The sequence below is a fragment of the Neotamlana laminarinivorans genome (assembly GCF_020523925.1).
In the GTDB taxonomy this organism is placed as follows: domain Bacteria; phylum Bacteroidota; class Bacteroidia; order Flavobacteriales; family Flavobacteriaceae; genus Neotamlana; species Neotamlana laminarinivorans.
The window spans coordinates 497,717-515,986 of record NZ_JAJAPW010000003.1; the positions used below are offsets into that span (position 1 = coordinate 497,717).

General features: G+C 34.2%; 12 protein-coding genes. 1 reads left to right on the forward strand and 11 read right to left on the reverse strand.

The annotated features are described in order from the left end of the window. Nucleotides 1–151 precede the first annotated feature (151 nt). From LG649_RS08870 to LG649_RS08890, 5 genes are all read right to left on the reverse strand, one after another. Nucleotides 152–5,032: a T9SS type B sorting domain-containing protein gene (locus LG649_RS08870; RefSeq protein ID WP_226543448.1), complete on the reverse strand. Its 4,881-nt coding sequence runs from the start codon at nt 5,030–5,032 to the stop codon at nt 152–154. 128 nt (nt 5,033–5,160) lie between these two features. After that, entirely contained in the window at nt 5,161–7,599 is a 2,439-nt protein-coding gene (locus tag LG649_RS16395) for a T9SS type B sorting domain-containing protein (protein ID WP_226543450.1), read from the reverse strand. Nucleotides 7,600–7,602: 3 nt separating this feature from the next. Beyond that, nucleotides 7,603–10,311, reverse strand: a complete 2,709-nt coding sequence (locus LG649_RS08880) for a T9SS type B sorting domain-containing protein (protein WP_226543452.1) — start codon at nt 10,309–10,311, stop codon at nt 7,603–7,605. A 30-nt stretch (nt 10,312–10,341) separates the two neighbouring features. Then, on the reverse strand, nt 10,342–11,166 hold the full coding sequence (locus LG649_RS08885; RefSeq protein ID WP_226543454.1) for an ABC transporter permease: 825 nt from the start codon (nt 11,164–11,166) through the stop codon (nt 10,342–10,344). A gap of 7 nt (nt 11,167–11,173) precedes the next feature. After that, entirely contained in the window at nt 11,174–12,076 is a 903-nt protein-coding gene (locus tag LG649_RS08890; protein WP_226543455.1) for an ABC transporter ATP-binding protein, read from the reverse strand. Between the two features lie 121 nt (nt 12,077–12,197). Here LG649_RS08890 and LG649_RS08895 point away from each other — a divergent pair, with 121 nt between their 5' ends. Then, nucleotides 12,198–13,259: a hypothetical protein gene (locus tag LG649_RS08895; protein ID WP_226543457.1), complete on the forward strand. Its 1,062-nt coding sequence runs from the start codon at nt 12,198–12,200 to the stop codon at nt 13,257–13,259. A 7-nt stretch (nt 13,260–13,266) separates the two neighbouring features. On the opposite strand, the gene LG649_RS08900 is transcribed toward LG649_RS08895, so the two are convergent. The 6 genes from LG649_RS08900 to LG649_RS08925 all read right to left on the reverse strand — a co-directional run bounded on the left by LG649_RS08900 (nt 13,267) and on the right by LG649_RS08925 (nt 18,261). Further along, complete coding sequence (locus LG649_RS08900; protein ID WP_226543459.1) at nt 13,267–13,785, reverse strand: plasmid pRiA4b ORF-3 family protein; 519 nt, start codon at nt 13,783–13,785, stop codon at nt 13,267–13,269. A gap of 51 nt (nt 13,786–13,836) precedes the next feature. Beyond that, nucleotides 13,837–14,634 carry a hypothetical protein gene (locus LG649_RS08905; RefSeq protein ID WP_226543461.1) on the reverse strand — a complete coding sequence of 266 codons (798 nt, stop codon included), beginning with the start codon at nt 14,632–14,634 and terminating at the stop codon, nt 13,837–13,839. 137 nt (nt 14,635–14,771) lie between these two features. After that, nucleotides 14,772–15,788 carry a COX15/CtaA family protein gene (locus tag LG649_RS08910; protein WP_226543462.1) on the reverse strand — a complete coding sequence of 339 codons (1,017 nt, stop codon included), beginning with the start codon at nt 15,786–15,788 and terminating at the stop codon, nt 14,772–14,774. Beyond that, entirely contained in the window at nt 15,785–16,240 is a 456-nt protein-coding gene (locus tag LG649_RS08915) for a GNAT family N-acetyltransferase (RefSeq protein WP_226543464.1), read from the reverse strand. Before LG649_RS08915 ends, LG649_RS08910 begins: the two co-directional genes overlap by 4 nt. Nucleotides 16,241–16,242: 2 nt before the next feature. Then, complete coding sequence (locus LG649_RS08920; RefSeq protein WP_226543466.1) at nt 16,243–17,661, reverse strand: CCA tRNA nucleotidyltransferase; 1,419 nt, start codon at nt 17,659–17,661, stop codon at nt 16,243–16,245. Nucleotides 17,662–17,700: 39 nt separating this feature from the next. Continuing rightward, nucleotides 17,701–18,261: an L-threonylcarbamoyladenylate synthase gene (locus LG649_RS08925; RefSeq protein ID WP_226543468.1), complete on the reverse strand. Its 561-nt coding sequence runs from the start codon at nt 18,259–18,261 to the stop codon at nt 17,701–17,703. Nucleotides 18,262–18,270 lie beyond the last annotated feature (9 nt).

The following is an 18,270-nucleotide window of genomic DNA, read 5'->3' on the forward strand; positions in this document are numbered from 1 at the left end:
GAAATATTAAAATCTCTTTAAAACAAAATTGGTAGTAAAGTAAGGTTTTTAATTGATATTAGACTGTGTTAACCTTTAAAGGTTTAACTATTAGTTGTAATGTTTATCTATGAAGTGTAATTAATTTGAGAAAACAAAAAAATAAGTTTTACTAACGTTTTAAGGTAAAGTGGCCATTCAGTTGAAATGATTCGCCGTTTTGAATGACATCGGCAACATACCAATAGTCATCAGTGGGCATGAGCTGTCCGTTAAATGTGCCGTCCCAACCTGGGGAACTATCTAAAAGGGTTTTTAGGAGTTTACCATGCCTGTTATAAATATAAACTAAAGTACCAGGTATTTCATGGATACCTATAATATGCCATGTATCATTATAACCATCATTATTGGGGGTGAAATATTTGGGAATATCTATAACCATAACTTCGGTAGTAACATCATCACAACCGTAAACATCTCTAATGGTTATTACATGTAAGCCATAAGGCACATTATTAAACACATTTGAGGTTTGTGGTTCACCATCATCTAATATATAAACATAATTTCCTATACCGCTAACATTAACGGTGATGCTATTAGGGTCTTTAAAATCTACTTTTGTAGTAAAGTTTAAATAGGCGGTCTCCGACTCCATTACTGTAAAGTTTTTGGTATAAGAACAGCTATTACCATTGTGGTGTATAGTAGTAGCAGTTACCCAATAGTCTCCCACTAAACTTAGGTCGTTTATTTCTATTTGAGCTGTTGTTTCTCCGGTAGACCATAAATAGGTATCGCTAGGGTTTCCGGTTGATGCATTTAATATTAAAGGTAAATTACCGCGGCATAAGGGCTCTATATCACGTATGTTAATTTCGGGCAGATAGTCTACATAGGTTGTAAATTGTGTAGTACTGTAACAACCTGTAGTGTTATGTTCTAATCGTACATAAATTATTTCTTCGTTGTATGCTTCGTAAGTGTTAGGAATACTATTAGAGGCGTTATGGGCATCATCAAGACTGTTAAAATATGAAACGGTATAATCTGTAGGGTTTAAATTACCTAAAATAGCGGTGTTTTGTGTTGATAAATCGAATGTCAATAAACCATCAAAATCGTCGTCACAGGATATTAAATCATTAGGCGTGTTAGCTGTTGGATTGTTGTTAATTTGAAGTTGTACCGGAATAGTAATATGACATCCTGTTTCTGGGCTTGTTACTCTATAATAAATATCATGACTATTACTGGTGTAGCTATAGGTGTTACTTATTGAGTTAGTATTATTTTCGGCGTCTTCAAAAGTATTATGATAGCTTATGTTAGCGCTGGCAATGTCGTTAACAAGTATACTGTCAACAAGCTCTAGATTGTAAGTGTTGTTTGGGTTATCACAAATTTGAATGGTGTTAATAGTGTTAGTTGATGGAGGTAAATTAACTTCTAAATCTAAAGTATTTAAACTGTAGCAACCAGTTAAAACATTTGAGACTTTAATATAAACGGTTTGAGCGGCAGAACTAAAAGTGGTAGGATCTGTGATTTCATTGGTGTTATCTAAGCCATCATCAGGGTTAATGTCTTCAAAATTTTCAAAATAATTAATGCTTAAATTACTTTGCACACGATCTAAAATTTCAAAATAAGCAGTGGTTAAATCAAAGGTGGTTATACCATCATAATTGGCATCACAGGCAATAAGTGGAGCGGTAACTGCCGTTATTTCTGGGCTAGAAATAATATTTATACCTAATTCCTCAATAACAAAACATAAGGAATCTTCACTTTCAATACGAACATATAAACTTTGAGGATTGGATGTGTTTGTAAAATTATTACCCAATGGATTTTGGTTAGTTTCAGCATCGCTTCGGCTTCTGTGAAAGGAAATATTGAGAGTGTCTGGTGAATCTTCTGAAATTTCTGATGCTTTTTCGTTTAAGTTGAAGTTATGAACACCATCATTACTATCATCATCGCAGATTAAATAATCTATTACAGGATTGTAAACAGGATCAGGTGCTACTTGTATGATAAAGCTACTTGTAGCGTAACAATCAGGATCTGTTATGTTTTCAACTTTAACATATATGGTTTGCGGACTCGTAGTGTTTCTATAAATACTGTCTTTATCTATTAATGAGGATAAAGCAGCATCTTCGTAATAAGAAACAGTTTTACCTGATTGGCCGTTTAAAATTTCTAGGTCTTTTTCAGAGAGTATAAAATCGGCAAAGGCATCACCATCGTCCTCACAAACTTGATAGTCGCTTATATCCGGAAATATAGGAAGTGAGTTTACTATAACTTCAAAAGAAACTATGGAATAACAGTTGGTATCACTTACTGTATCTTCTACTCTTACATAAATAGTTTGTGTACCCGTGTTATAGGCATTTCTATCAGAGTCTGGTATGGCGTTTTCGTTTAAGTCGGCATCTTCAAAATTTGTGAAGAAATCTATTGCTAAACCACTAGTGTTAGATACAATTTCTGATATCTTATCATTTAAGTTTATTGTAGCTTCTTCATTTTGGTTAGTATTACAAATAAGTAGGTTTGAGGGTGTGTTGGTAGACGGTGCAGTAAGAACTTCAATTCTGAAAGGATTTACGGTTGAACATCCCGAATTTACAGCTGAAATTCTGGCATATAAGGTTTCTATAGAATTGGTGTTGGTATAGAATGGTGGCAATTGATTTTGATTGGTTTGCGCATCTGATTCTGTTTCAAAATAAGTAACTTCAAAATTAGTATTGTTGTTTCTAATAGTGTCATCTAGTGCGTGTAAATCTATGCTTGTAATGCCATCATCATCATCATCACAATAAGGAATAATAACATCTTCAAATAATAATATAGGGTTAACTAACAATGTAATATGTGTGTTTTCTGTACAGGCTCCGTTTTCTAATGTAATGTATAATACACTTGGGCTTGTAGCTTCGTATAACAGGGATTTATCAAGTGCGTTTACACCGTTATCACGGTCTTCAGCACTTTCAAAAAAGCTAACTGTAACAGGTAAGGGTAAATCGTTACTAATATAAGCTTCAATGGTTAATAAATTAAAATGTAAAGTGTCGTTTTCAATATCGTTGTCATCACAGAGTGCAAAATCTCCTGTGTTTGTGCCTGTTAGTAGTAAGTTGGTGTGAATTTCAAAAGGAACAATGGTGTGGCATCCAGTGGTGTCATCAACAATTCTTAGGTAAATTATTGCAGATCCTGGTTCGGTAACAGCGTTGGTATATTGGTAATTAGTTTCGTCTGCAATGGGGTTGTCTCCAGTTTCAGCATCGTCTCGAGTGGTATGAAATGTGGTAGAAACACCAGTTAAACCTTGAAGAATATCATCTATAACTTCGGTTAAATCAAAATTGGCAGAACCATCTAAATCAGAATCACAAGCATCAATATATTGCGGGTCTCTATTAACTTCAGGGCTAATAGTTACGTGTACATTTAGTGTTGTTGTATTGACACAGCCCGTGGTAGTATCTACAACACGAACGTATACAAGTTCGTCTGGTGTAGCACTATTAATGTAAGGAATAGAAATAGGATTATCTCCTGTAGAAACATCTAACATATTGTAGTGGTAAGTAACGCTATAATCGCTATTACCACCAGTAATTTCGTCGTTTTTATCAGAAAGGTATATAATGGTGTAGCCATCTGGGTTGTCATCGCCGTCGCAGATATTTAAATCGGTTGGAGGTGTAATTTGAGGTATGGGGTTTACAACTAAATTAAATGTGGTGTAGGCAAAACAATCGCTATCTAAATCCTCAATTCTTACATAAATGGCTTGCGGATTAGTGGTGTTAGATATTGAGGATGTTATTGGGTTGGTATTGTTTCTAGCATCTGCATCGGAATAATGATAGGAAAAGTCGTAATTAGTGAAAGGGATGTGTCCTATGAGTTCTGAGTCTTTAGTAGATAAATTAAAAACTTCGGTTTCATCTTCACTTGAATCGTCACATAATTCGTAATCGGATAGTGAGGCTATAGGCTCTTCTGAATTTAAAATAACTTCAATCTCATCTTCTTCAATACAACTATTACCATTTAAAGGTACAGAAACTTCAACTCTATATGTGCCGCTTTGGGTAGCGTTATAATTTGATAATACGGCACCACTTATAATAGTATCATTCAAATACCAAGCATAAGAGGCGAATGGATTATTAATATCTGCATCTAAGGGGGTTGATCCGGCACAGGTTTCAATATCGTCTCCTAAATCTAAAATTTTAAAACTATCACCTTCAATAAAAACAGCAGAATCAAATCCACCATCTGTTTGATCGGCAATAATTAATTTTATATGGTAGGTAACATTGGGTTGAATACTACCAGAAGCTGTTAAAATGGTTGTTCTACCATTAAAATTAGTGTCTCCTACATTATAACCTTCAAAATATTGTTCATTTTGTCCACTACAGGCATTTGAAATTTCAGGACGGATAGTTTGGGTGTTTACCGGCGTTGTTGTGGCAGGTATTAAGGCCACATTTTGGTAAGGGGCAGTGGTGCCTGCTTCCTTTATTAAAAAGACAAAGCCTTCTGAAAATTCACAAGGGTTAACACCTGAGTATTCTTCGGAGGCAAATAAATAGTTAAAACTAAATTGATTGGATATAGATACAAAATCGAATTCTATAGAGGTGGCATTTACGGTGTTTGTAATACCTAAAGCGGTTTCAATATCTGGATCTGTACCCCATGATGTAGAGCCTTCGCTTAGGGTTGGCGTTCTAACGGAATTTCCACCAGATTCTGCGCTACCTGTAGATAGCATAATGCCACTTGCAAATGGGAAGTTTGAACTACCACGCTCGAAATAGGCATAACTAGGAAAACCACTAGAAATTCCATTTACAGGTGAGTTTATATTAGAAATGTCAACACAACCCTCCACCAGATTATCCTGTATTAAAGCCTCAAGACCTACGGAACTGTCTATAGAAATTTGTTGAGAAAAGCTAACCCAACTACTGAATAATAATGTAAATAAGACACAGTAAAAAAATCTCATAGCTTTGGCAGGTTATTATCTCAGGGGTTTAGTTATAAAATACTTAAAATAAAAACGTGTTGAAAATAGATGATTTAAACTAAATGTCAAAAAAAAACGGAGTAATGACCTTATTATTAGTTTAGTTACTATTGTTTTAAAGAAAAGTGATTTTTATAAACGCGACCATCTTGCAAAGTTACTGCAAACCAATAATCGTCAGCAGGAAGTACTTTGCCTTTGTAGGTACCATTCCAGCCGATTCCCAAAGGGCTTATTTCTTTTAAAAGTTTACCGTATCTATTAAAAATTAATATTTTAGAATTGGGTTGAAAAACATCGGAAATTCCATAAACTTGCCAAGTGTCGTTTACACCATCGTTATTTGGAGTAAAAAATTTTGGGAAACCAATTACAGAAACTAAGGCCTCTACAGTACCACAATTGTTTTTAGTATCAGTAATAGAGACATTGTAAATACCTGGGGATATATTTTCAAAAACAGGATCTTCTTGATAAGGATAAATAATAGTGTGTTCTGAATCTAATAAAGCATATTCGTAAATACCATCTCCGCTGGTAAGTATGGTTATTGTATTGTTTTCTGAAGCATCAACTACCTCAATAGTATTTATAGTTGCAGTATTCGATGGGGCAATGGTAACGGTTCGCATTATACTACAACCGTTTGCGTTGCTTATTGTAACACTGTAGTTGCCAACCTGATTAATATCTATGGCGTAGCTGCTCGCTCCAGTAGACCAAGCATAAGTATAATCACTTGTTGTTCCACTTAAAAGAGCTGCATCAATGCGTATGGTTTCAGGAAACGTGTTAGTACAGTAATAAAAAAGATCTTCGGTTTTTATATCAGGTAATCGGTTTACATTTAATACAACCTCACTAATACCATAACAATCATTATTATTTTCAGTACGAGCATAAATAACTTGTGAATAGGGGGTTGTATTTCTATAGCTGTTCTGTAGGGCATTTTGCTCTAAAAGCGCATCGGTATAATTGGCGTAATAATTTAAGCTTAATCCATTGGGTAAACCATCTAAAACATAACTATCAGCGTTTTGTAAGTTGAATGTTTCTATACCATCATACGTTCCGTCTGTACTACAAATAGCAGGTATTGAAACATTGTTGGCTTGAGTAACACTAACGGCTATAGTTAATTCAGCTGTATTAGAACACCCTGTATTATCGTCAATAACATCCACATAAATAATTTGAGGATTAGAAGTATTCGTAAAATGACTTCCAGTGATGAGGTTAGTTTTAGAAGAATTTGAATAGAAAAGTGTTGACGTATTAAGGGCCCCACCAGTAATGTCGTCGTGGGCTTCTGTTAAATTAAATTGAGTGATACCATCGCTAACACCATCTTCATCGCATTGTAATAATTGAATATTGTAGGCTTCTGGCGTAGCATTGACTTGTAAATTTAAAGGAACAATAGAATTACAATCGGGGTATGTGTTATCTTCAACTCTTACATAAACGGTTTCATTAAACGCTGTGGAGTTGTAATAGTTGGTAGCTATAGGCGATGTTTTGTTTTCGGCATGTAATTGGCTTGTATAATAGCTAATTGTATAATTTGAAGCTGATAAACCATTTAAAATATCATTGTTTTTACTTGATAAATCGAAAGTGGTTAAGCCATTTTTATCATTGCCATCACTTAAATCATCACATAAAATATAATCTTCTGGTGTGGTAATAGTAGGGCCTAAAGTAACTTCTAATTGAAAATCACTGACTTCAAAACAGCCAGTTGTATTGTTTTCAATTCTAACATATATGGTTTGAATATTACTTGTGTTTGTGTAAGGAGAAGTTAGAGGGTTAATACCAATGTTAGCATCGCTTGCAGATTCATGATAGGTAACAGTAACATCGGTTTGCGAACCCATGATGTTAGAAGTGTTACTATCTAAATTAAAAGTTGTAAATCCGTCGTTAAAAGGAGCTGTAATGTCACAGCTATCTAAATCTAAAGGAGTACCTGCTGTTATTGCTGCATTAGTTGGCGGATCGGAAAACTGGGCACTTCCCGTCCATTGCAAACTAAACGGACTATTACCAATAGGCCGATCTATTACAATAAAATAAGTGTCACCTGCATTAGTGTTTAACCAACTTACAAAATTATCGCCATTGGCTCCAGGGCCCTCAAATTCATCATTTGCTGTAGCACTCATTCCTGTTAAATTATTGGTAGAACCTGAGGCTTGTGGGTTGGTTGTAGAGCATCTAATAGTACTTCCTAAATTATCGCAAGTAGCGTTAGGGCCAAAAACAAAAAAATCATAATCTTCTGTAATTGAGGTGCTATTAGGGGTAAGGGTAAAACCTAAAGTACCTCCTGAAACTACAGTAACCTCCAGCCAAACACTATTGTTTTCATTACTAGAGCATGAATTGGGAAACTCACGTATTCCATAACCATTAACATCAAGGTTAATGTCAGAATTACCGCATACTACAATGGCTTCCGAACAATCTTGTTGAGCACTTAATATATTTGTGACATTTAAAATGAAGATTAAAGCAAAAAATAATTTTGATATTCTCACAAGTTACTGTTTTAAAGTGAAATGATTTTTATAAACACGTCCGTCTTGTAAAGTTATGGCAAACCAATAATCGTCTGCAGGAAGCACTTCGCCTTTATAGGTACCGTTCCAACCGCTTCCTGTAGGGTTTAATTCCTTTAAAAGTTTTCCGTATCTGTTAAATATGAGTATTTTAGTATTGGGTTGAAACATATCGGATACTCCATATATTTGCCAGGTATCGTTAATGCCATCGTTATTAGGTGTAAAATATTTTGGAAAACCGATGACCGAAACATCTTGAGAAACTTCACCACAATCATTTTCAATATCTTGAACATAAACGGTGTATATACCAGGAGAAACCTGAGTAAAGGTAGAACTGTTTTGGTAAGGGACCACTTCTTGGTTATCGCTGTTAAATAAGGCATATTGGTATTCGCCTTCACCAGAGGTAATAACAGTTATGGTATTGTTTGCAGAAGCATCCACAACTTCAATGCTGCTAATTTCTGCGATGTTTGAAGCTTCAACAGAAACAGTTCGTGCTTTTGAACAACCATTTGCGTTGGTTACTGTTACAACGTAATCTCCTACTTCGTTAATTTGTATGTCGAAAGTACTTTCTCCAGTAGACCAACTATAAGTATAATCTGTGGTATTACCTTCTAGAATTCCGGCATTTATGGTAATGGGTTCTGGATAAAAATTTAAACAATAAGAAGTAATTTCTTCTGTTGTAAGTTGTGGTAGTTTGTTAACGGTAAGTTCGACTTCATTAATACCGTAACAATTGTTATCATTTTCTGTTCTGGCATAAATAATTTGAGAATATGGAGTGGTGTTGGTATACGAGGTGTTTAATTCGTTTGTTTCAAGAAGTGCATCATTATAAGTTTCAAAATATCGAATGTTTAAATCTTGCGGGTGCCCGTTAAGTATAAGATTGTCGGCTTCACTTAAATCGAAAATATGTAACCCATCTTCAATGCCATCATCATCACAAGTAGCAGGTAAGCTTACATGGTTGGCTTGGGTTATACTTACACTAAGGGTTAATTCAGCAACGCTATAGCAGCCTGTATTGTTGTTTATAACTTCGGCATAAACAATTTGAGGATTGGAGGTATTATAATAAGCATCTGGTTCAATTTTAACGGTTCTGCTAGAATCGCTATAAAATAGGAGGCTTCTATCAGTTTCAAAGTTTGCTAATTCGTTTTCAGCTTCAGTTAAATTAAAAAGTGTGAGCCCATCCGAAAGCCCATCTTCATCACATTGTAAAAGGGTTATATTGTTTACTGTCGGGTTTTCATTTAAAGTAACAAAAGCAAAACCTTCTAAAGCACAATCACCGTTGTTAGGTTCTATATAGACTTCGTATCGCCCTTGCTGAGAAACTTCTAAGTCAAAATCAGATTCCGGTAAAGTTGTGCCATCAAAAGTCCATACATAATCTGCTCCTGGAATGTCTTCAGCAGTAAGTGTATACGATGTGCCTTCACAAAGCACCAAGCTGTTGGTTGATTCACCATTTTTAATTATATCAATCTCTGTATTAAAAAATGAAGAAACAAAAGGGGGTAAGCCTTGAGTGGATAGTCCAGAAGATAAACTAATGGCATTATGATTATAATAAGCCCCTGTACCAATAGTATTAGGGTTTTCTATTACACCTAGAAAAGGTAATCCGGTTAAATAGGTGGCGCTTAAGGCTCTGTAAATTTTACCATTAGGCCCAAGTTGCAATCCGCCTCTATATAACTGTCGGTTATCAAGAGTAACTTCTGAGCTTATAATATTGGCTTCATTTAAGTTATATTGAACTAAAATGCCATTATGTGTGTTAGGGTTTTCGCTATCTGAGCCAAAATAGTCATTAGAATACGTGGTGTAAAGTAGTTGACTATTGGGTGAAAATTCCACGCCATACGGTTGGTAATCGCCACCAGAAGATCTAATTAGGTTCTGGTTGCTAACTTTTCCGGTTAAGGTATCGAAATCATAAAGGTATAAACCATAATCTACACTGGCACAAGCCATTTTTGTGCCATCTGGAGAAAGTTTTAAATAGCCCCGGCCTTCGTTGATATTTAGGTCGCTGAATGTTGAAGTAACGGCTTTGGTATTTACGCCACTCGCATTGATCTCGAAGGCATAAAAAGTGTCATACGGTGTGCCAACTCCAGATTGTGCAGCAAAGGTAACTACCCAATAGGTGTCATCTACACAATCTTTTAAAACCGCAGTAACTTTTTCTGAGCATTCATCAACTAGATTAATGTTTTTTGAAGTTACAGAGCCTAATCCACCATCTAAACTCATATCTACTATAGAGTAATTTAATCCTAAATTTACCGGACTACTTTGCGTAATTTGGTCATCTACAGTAAAAATGTAGTAAATGTTAGGGTCTTGAGGTTTAGGAACAATAATGGCAGATTGTGTACTCGACGAATCGCCCAATAAGCTATAACCGTTATCCATAACAGTATGTGTACTATTGTAAACGATTGAGCCATCTGTATAAAAGAGTAAATTGCCATTCTCGTCTGAAATGGATGTACAACCTTCAAGGGTATTTATACTTCCATCGCCTAATGCTGTAACATCTCCAGTGGTAGTATTAAAATTAATTCCTGCATTTTGTCCGAAATACCAATTAGCAGCTTCGTTTTGCGAAAAAATAAATTGAATGGATAAAATGAACAGAGTAGTGTATAGTATCTTCATCTTTTATGATAGCGGTTGCTACCAAAGATATTATAAATCTCGTAGTTTTAATAATCTATAAGATAAAAACACAAATAAACCCGTCCAGCCTAAAACTATAAGCATTTCATGCCAATGTACTGCATAATCGTAAACCAATTCTGTTTTTTCAGGAAATTTACTCATAGCAATGCGCTGAAAAGGTTGGTCGATAAGTTTATACATGGCTTTAAGCGGAAAAAAGTTTTGAATTTTTTCTGCGAACTGATGATCGGATTGCCAAGTGATTAAACCAAAAATAATCCATTCTAAAATGTAAAGAATAAATAAGAAGGCCAATGCAAATGCCGATCGCTTAACAAGCATACCAAAAAATAGACACAAACTAAAAAAGCCGACTAATTTTATAAAATAGGCCAGTAAAAAATTGGTTTGTTGAATGATTATAGAGAACTCGTTATAACTCGAGTAATACAAGCCAATACAAAGTGAAATTAATGCAATTAAAACCGTTGAAACCAAAGAAAAGAATACAATGGTATAAAATTTAGAAAGTATAAATTCTTTTTTACTTAAGCCATCAATAAGGTTTTGCTTTAAAGTTTTATTACTGTATTCGTTACCAATCATACTTACCACAACAATTGCAAAAAAGAATTTAAATTGCGATGAAAAAAAGGTGGTTAAATGCCAAATTATAGGGAAATTGAAAACACCTAATTCGCCTAATTCTAAAGTAAAAAAACCGAAAACATTTATTTTTAACGATGAAAGAAGGATAACAAAAAATGGTAGTATAAACGATACAAAAATTAATATTTTACTAGTGCGGTTTAATAATAACTTTTGTAGTTCTAGATTTAAAAGTCGAAGCATGATGCGGTTAGTTTTTGGTGTTGTCTGTTAATTGTAAAAATTGTTCTTCTAGGCTTTCCTTACGTTGCACAAGATGAGTTAAAATAATGCCCTTATCAAATAAAAATTTATTGAACGCATCCGATGGCATAGGTGCTTTTAAAAATGCGGTAACTAAATCATCATTAGTTTTTATGCTGGTAAATAGGTCACTATTTTTAAGCGTAGTTATTAGTAGCTCCTGGTTATTACACTTAAGCTCGAAGAAGCCATGGCTAGAAATCATTTCATCTACACGACCAGAGTATAATTTTACACCCTTACGAAGAACCACAACATGCGAGCAAACTTTCTCAACTTCATCAAGTAAATGCGAGGCCAATAATATAGTGGTGCCCTGTGCAGCAATTTGCTTTATAATTTCCCTAATTTGATGAATACCTTGAGGGTCTAAACCATTTGTGGGTTCATCTAAAATTAAAATTTCAGGATCGTTTAATAGTGCAGAAGCAATAGCTAAACGCTGTTTCATACCTAACGAATAGGTTTTAAACTTACTGTTTTTACGTTCTAAAAGTCCAACAATATCTAGTTTTTCCTCAATTTTACTTTCGTTAACACCTTTAATTTTACAAACTAGTTTTAGGTTTTGTTCGGCGGTCATGTACGGGTAAAAGTTTGGCCGTTCAATAATGGCGCCAACTTTTTTTAAAGCATCGTGGGTTGAGGTGCTGCCGTTAAACCAATTAAAATCGCCAGAGGTTTTATTAACGACATTGAGTACGATGCCTAAGGTTGTAGATTTTCCGCTGCCGTTAGGGCCTAAAATACCATAAACGTTCCCTTTTTTAATGGTAAACGACAGGTTGTTTACAGCGGTTAAATTGCCAAATTTTTTAGTGAGGTTGTTAATTGTAAGAATGGATTCCAAACTGTAAGTGGTTTGTTTATCAAATTAATTGATAAAAGTTAGTTTGAAAATAAGACGACAGGTGCTAGTTTTTGTTACACGAAAATTAAAATGCTTTGTAATTTTTAAATAACTTTACCCTATGCAAGATTTAAAAATTTCAAAGAAAAAGCCTTCGTTTCGAATAACGATACAGTTAAATAACTATTTATCAAAATATAATCGTAATATAAAAATTCCTATTTTTTATGATGATTTATTACGTTTTCAAGGTTCGATTGTAGTGTATGACAAAGACGATAACGATACACTTTGGATTCGTGTTTATTATAATGAATTTGAACGCGAAGAAATAGATTTAGCTTTAAAAAAGGTGTATACCATTTTACATTCTGATGGAAATGAAAATACAATTCCGTTTTTAAGTGTCGATGCCATTGATTATTGCACCTTTGGAAACTCTAAGCCATTTAGAATAAAAGTGCGAAATATTTTAAATGATAATTACACGTATTTTTATGTGAAAACAGCTGATGCTTCTCGGGTGTATGGTTTGGAGTTAGAACATATGTTGTCGCCATATAACCTAAATTTTTTGGTGTACAACGATACCTTAATTGAAGAGCACATTGCGGGAATTCCAGGCGATGAGTTTATAAAAAATCATTTAGATAAGTGTGATAAATCTGAAAAATCGCAAATAGCTAAAGAATTTGTGAAGTTTAACGAACGTTGCATGATTAGGCTTTTAGGCGATATGCGTTCGTATAACTACGTTATAGTGCCAACACACGATTTTGATCATGTGGTCTATAAAATTAGAGCTATAGATTTCGACCAACAATCTTATGAAGGGAAGTTTAATATTTACAGACCACAGTTTTTTAAAGAAAATTTAAAAATGGTGGAATTGGTATCAAGTAGCATGCAAAAACTGTCTATTGGACAGTATAAAACGGAAGAACGTTCAATTTTAGTAAAGCGATTAAAAAGTTATAATAATAGAATTACTAGACTTTTAGATTGCATGCAAAACGATTCTATTTCTAGCCAAGAGAACATAGCAATATTAACCTCTAAGATTTTTGAATATACGCACGATGTTAATTTTAAACACTGCAAAAGCATGGGCGAAATTTTAAAATACTCGTTGGAGTTTTTAACGCGAAATTATGAAAATGTAAATTTAGATAAGCTAAAATAGATGTAGGCTAATTCCAGTGCTCGTCAAAATCTAAATTATCGTAATCATCAATATCAAGTCCGTCTTCAAAGTCGTTAAACTCATCGTCTAAATTATCGGCTTCAAATTGTCGGTCTGGAGCATGATCAGGAACTTGACCTTGAACAAACATAAGGTTTGGGTAGTCATGCCCTTCGGTTTCTTCAACAATTTCAGCTAATTCCACATAAAAAGTCCACATACTTAAAAAGTCGTAAACGTAAATAAGTTTAGTTTGTGCCTCGTGTACTACGCTATCAATTGAGGTTTCGTTCATTAAACGCGCAGAACCATCATCACTTAAATCGAATAGCGAAATTTCTTCACCTTGTTCCCAAGCATCATTACTTAGGTAAAAGGAAGCCATTTCACTACCATCAAACCCAAACGATTGGGTAATAATATTGTGTAATTCTTCAAGCGAATCGGTTTCGCGAATTTCTAAATCACGAAAAACATCTTCATCACTAGTATCGTTGTCTAGTATAACTCTAAACCTGTAAATCATGGTAATAATTTAAAGTGCAAATGTAAAGTTTTTTAATTCATTTTTCTTGATCTACTCTTTATTATTTAACAGGTATTGTTTTATAAAATGATTGTTAATATACAAATCAACTTTTTGATCTGTTTTTAATACTATTTTTATAGGCAACAAGACTTTCTGGTTATGTTTTCCCTTCTTTTTTTCTTGACACAAAGTGTAATCGAAAGCAAACTCTTGAGAAAATAAGTTACCTGTTTTAGTAGAAATACACTGAAATTCAATTGTGTTAGTAAATCTTGGAATATCCCTTAAATCATTTTGGTTATTGATAGGATTTACATTCTTGTTTTCATCTAGTTCAATAGTTGTGGTGAGATTTTTGAATTTTGTGTCATTTTTAAAAGAAATACGGCGTATGATGGGGGTAACGTCTGCATCGGTTTTTATTTCTATTTGACACGAACTGTAATTCTCGTTGTGATAACGTATTGCGTTGTAATGATTAGTGATATATACAGCCAATAAACTACCTATTACCATTAAAGCAATTATACTTAAAGAAACTCCATAAACTATTTTGGGAGTATGGACTTTGCTTAAATAACAAACTAAACAAAAACCACAAAGAAATATAGAAAACATTAAAAAGGTTGGGCTAATATATTCTAAGGAGTTTATACTGTGGTTAGAGCCATTTGGTGTTGCATGCTTTAGCCCAACATAAAGAAATGAAATAACAAATGAAATGAAACCTGTAACAACTATAGCGGCTGACCAATGTATAAATCGTAAAAATAACCACTGAATACCAGCAACAATTAGTGTTAAAATAATTAATGCAACTAGTATCACCTTACTATCTTCACTCATATTTATTTGAATTAATTTTGAATAAACCTATTATTCAGGATTAGTTTATTCAAAATTAAATGTATGTGCGTATTTAAAATACACTGTTTTCAGTTAAAATATGATTTTAATAGTAAATCAAAAGTTTTTCAATAATATTATTTTGTAAACCTGTGTAGCGTAAATGTGATAGCGGTTAACAAGAAAAATGCACCTATTTGATGCGCAACACCTAACCAAACCGGAACCTGAAGCATTATAGTTAATACGCCTAGTACAAATTGAAAAAATACAATAATTAAAATGCTATTTATTGCTCGATTTTGAGGTAAGGTTAAAATAAGTTTTCTAGATTTCACATAAACTATCACTACAAATGCTACAACGATATACGCCAAACAACGATGTACAAATTGCACCCCACTTTTACCTTCTATAAAGTTTTTTATAAGCGGACTTTGTTCAATATAAACGGTTTCGTGCATAAATTTACCTTCGCTCATTAAAGGCCAGTGGTTGTGAATAAAACCAGCATCTAAACCGGCAACAAAGGCACCGTAAATAATTTGCAAAACTATTATAAGGTAGGTTAAGCGTACAAGGTTTCTAAACGGAATATTGATGTCTTTTTTATTGGGGTAAATTAAATCTAAAGCCACCCAAAAGGTATAGGCAAAGGTTAAAAAAGCGGTAGTTAAATGCGCAGCAAGCCTAAAGTGACTAACATCAGGATTATCAACTAAACCACTTTTTACCATATACCAACCTAAAAAGCCTTGAAAAGCGCCCATGCACATTAAAATAATAGCTTTTTTAATGGTGGGTTTACTAAGTTGTTTCGTAATTAAAAAATAAACAAATGGCAGAAAAAACACTAAACCTATAAAGCGACCAATAACACGGTGTAGCCATTCCCAGAAGTAAATATCTTTAAAATCTTGAAGATTAAAATGAGTGTTAAGTTTTTGATATTCTGGATATTGTTGGTATAGCTCAAAAGCGTCTTGCCATTCGGTGTCATTCATTGGAGGGATAGTTCCCGAAATAAGTTTGTAATTAGATATGGATAAACCAGAATGTGTTAATCGTGTGATACCACCAACAATAACCATGATGAAAATTAAAACACACCCAGTGAATAACCAATAAATGACTTTTTTGTTGTCTTTTTTCATTTTTCAAAATCTTTTTTAAAACACACGCTGTTAACAATGTTTTTGTAGGGGCCAAAATTTGGGATAATTTTGTAATTATTTTTTTTGTAAAAACCAACGGCTTCAATTTGCCTTTTTCCTGTTTCAAGAATGCTGGCCTTATAATGAAGTTCCTCGGCCCATTTCTCTAAATCATTCAAAATACGCGAAGCTATATTTTTACCACGAGCTTCTGGCGATGTAAACATGCGTTTAATTTCAACCAAATTGTCATCGAATTGCTTAAAAGCGCCACAGCCCACAGGTTGATCATTTAAAAAAGCGACAATACAATGTTTTAAAACATCAATAGTATTGTATTGGTTGTAAAAATCATGCTCATCGCCATCAACAATCTTTAAATAATGGTCTAGCTGCTTAACCAAGGCCATAAAATCTGGGTTTCCCGAGTGAGTTCTTACAATTTTTAACATGGTTAAATGGTTGTTTTTAGCCCAAGTTTTTCGCCTTTTTTCAACATTAAATTATAGGCAGCATCGTGTTCGTTGGGTATGTCGCCTTCAAGAATGGCTTCTTTAATAGCTTCTTTTATAACACCTATTTCTCTGCAAGGTTTTAAATTAAAAGTTTCCATAATTTCTTCGCCAGAAATGGGTGGCTGAAAATTGCGAATCTGATCGCGTGCTTCAACCTCAATAATTTTTTCACGAACTATTTTAAAGTTGTTATGGTACTTTTTAAATTTTTTAGGGTTTTTGGTGGTAATGTCGGCTTCACAAAGTGTCATTAAATCATCTACATAATCGCCAGCATCAAAAACTAAGCGGCGTACTGCAGAATCGGTTACTTCGTCGTTAGCCAAAACAATTGGGCGCGAACTCATAAACACCATTTTCTGCACAAACTTCATTTTATCATTTAATGGCATTTTTAAACGTTTAAATAAATGAAATACCATTTTTGAGCCCTCAAATTCATGACCATGAAAGGTCCAGCCTACTTTTTTGCTAAACCGTTTTGTGGGGGCTTTACCAATATCGTGTAACAATGCTGCCCATCGTAACCATAAATTATTGGTGTGTTTGGATATATTATCTACAACTTCTAGGGTGTGATAAAAGTTGTCTTTATGGCGTTGGCCTTCAACTTCATCAATACCTTTTAAAGCGGTTAATTCTGGTAGAATATGTTGTAAAAGCTCTGTTTTTTCTAGAAGTAAAAAGCCAATAGAAGGCGTTTCGCTTTCTAGAATTTTATTCAGTTCGGTAACAATACGCTCGTTGGTTATAATATCAATGCGTTTATTGTTTCGCGAGATGGCTTCTAACGATTTTACTTCAATTTTAAACTTTAATTGAGTGGCAAATCGAATGGCACGCATCATGCGTAATGGGTCGTCGCTATAAGTAATATCTGGATCGAGAGGCGTTCGGATTATGTTTTTATTTAAATCTGAAATACCATCAAAAGGATCGAGTAAATCGCCAAAATTAGCTTTATTTAAACTTAAAGCTAGAGCATTTATTGTAAAATCACGACGGTTTTGGTCGTCTTGAAGTGTGCCGTTTTCAACTGATGGATTTCGGCTGTTTTCGGTGTACGATTCTTTTCTCGCTCCAACGAATTCTATTTCAATATCATCATAACGCAACATTGCGGTTCCATAAGTTTTAAAAACTTGTACTTTGGGTTGGCTAGGTAAAAGTTTAGCAACGTGTTTAGCTAGAGCTATACCGCTACCAATAGCAACAATATCGATGTCTTTGGCATGGCCTCGTTGTAAAATATAATCGCGTACAAAACCTCCAATAACATAAGCATCTAGCTTAAGATCTTGTGCAGATTGCGAAATAACTTTAAAAATATTATGTTGAAGTGCTTCTTTGTAATTCATGTTATTTTGGCCACGAATTATCGAGTGGTTATGTGGCTACTATTCCCGTATAATTTTAAACACACCGTTATTACTTATTTTAATAATAGACGATGGTTTGTTGCAAATTTTTTCTTTTTGCAAATTTACAACATAATCTACGCCATTTAAAATATCGGCACTTATTTCTTTAAAGGATTTAGGCGTAGGTGCACCGCTAATATTTGCGGAAGTAGAAACTAAAGCGCCATTAAGTTTGCGTGTTAGCCAAAAGCAAAAATCGTCGTCTGGAATCCTAATGGCAATACTACCATCTTCAGCAATTAAATTGGGTGCTAAATTTTTGGCTTGGTCGTAAATAATGGTGGTGGGTTTTTCGGCAACATCAATAATATCTTGAGCTGCTTTAGGGATTTGTGCCACGTGGTTTTTTAACATTCTATCGTCGGCAACTAAGCAAATTAAAGCTTTACTGTCTTCGCGTTGCTTTAAATCGTATATTTTTTTTACGGCCTCTGGGTTTGTGGCATCGCAACCAATGCCCCAAACAGTATCGGTGGGGTAGAGTATAATGCCACCAGATTTAAGGGTTTTAAGAGCGTTGTTAATTTCGGTTTGCATGAAATGTTT

Excerpts from the sequence above, each read along its gene's own strand:
- LG649_RS08870 (WP_226543448.1), bottom strand. The coding sequence starts at position 5,032 with ATGAGATTTTTTTACTGTGTCTTATTTACATTATTATTCAGTAGTTGG.
- LG649_RS08880 (WP_226543452.1), bottom strand. The coding sequence starts at position 10,311 with ATGAAGATACTATACACTACTCTGTTCATTTTATCCATTCAATTTATT.
- LG649_RS08885 (WP_226543454.1), bottom strand. The coding sequence starts at position 11,166 with ATGCTTCGACTTTTAAATCTAGAACTACAAAAGTTATTATTAAACCGC.
- LG649_RS08895 (WP_226543457.1), top strand. The coding sequence starts at position 12,198 with ATGCAAGATTTAAAAATTTCAAAGAAAAAGCCTTCGTTTCGAATAACG.
- LG649_RS08900 (WP_226543459.1), bottom strand. The coding sequence starts at position 13,785 with ATGATTTACAGGTTTAGAGTTATACTAGACAACGATACTAGTGATGAA.
- LG649_RS08905 (WP_226543461.1), bottom strand. The coding sequence starts at position 14,634 with ATGAGTGAAGATAGTAAGGTGATACTAGTTGCATTAATTATTTTAACA.
- LG649_RS08910 (WP_226543462.1), bottom strand. The coding sequence starts at position 15,788 with ATGAAAAAAGACAACAAAAAAGTCATTTATTGGTTATTCACTGGGTGT.
- LG649_RS08915 (WP_226543464.1), bottom strand. The coding sequence starts at position 16,240 with ATGTTAAAAATTGTAAGAACTCACTCGGGAAACCCAGATTTTATGGCC.
- LG649_RS08920 (WP_226543466.1), bottom strand. The coding sequence starts at position 17,661 with ATGAATTACAAAGAAGCACTTCAACATAATATTTTTAAAGTTATTTCG.
- LG649_RS08925 (WP_226543468.1), bottom strand. The coding sequence starts at position 18,261 with ATGCAAACCGAAATTAACAACGCTCTTAAAACCCTTAAATCTGGTGGC.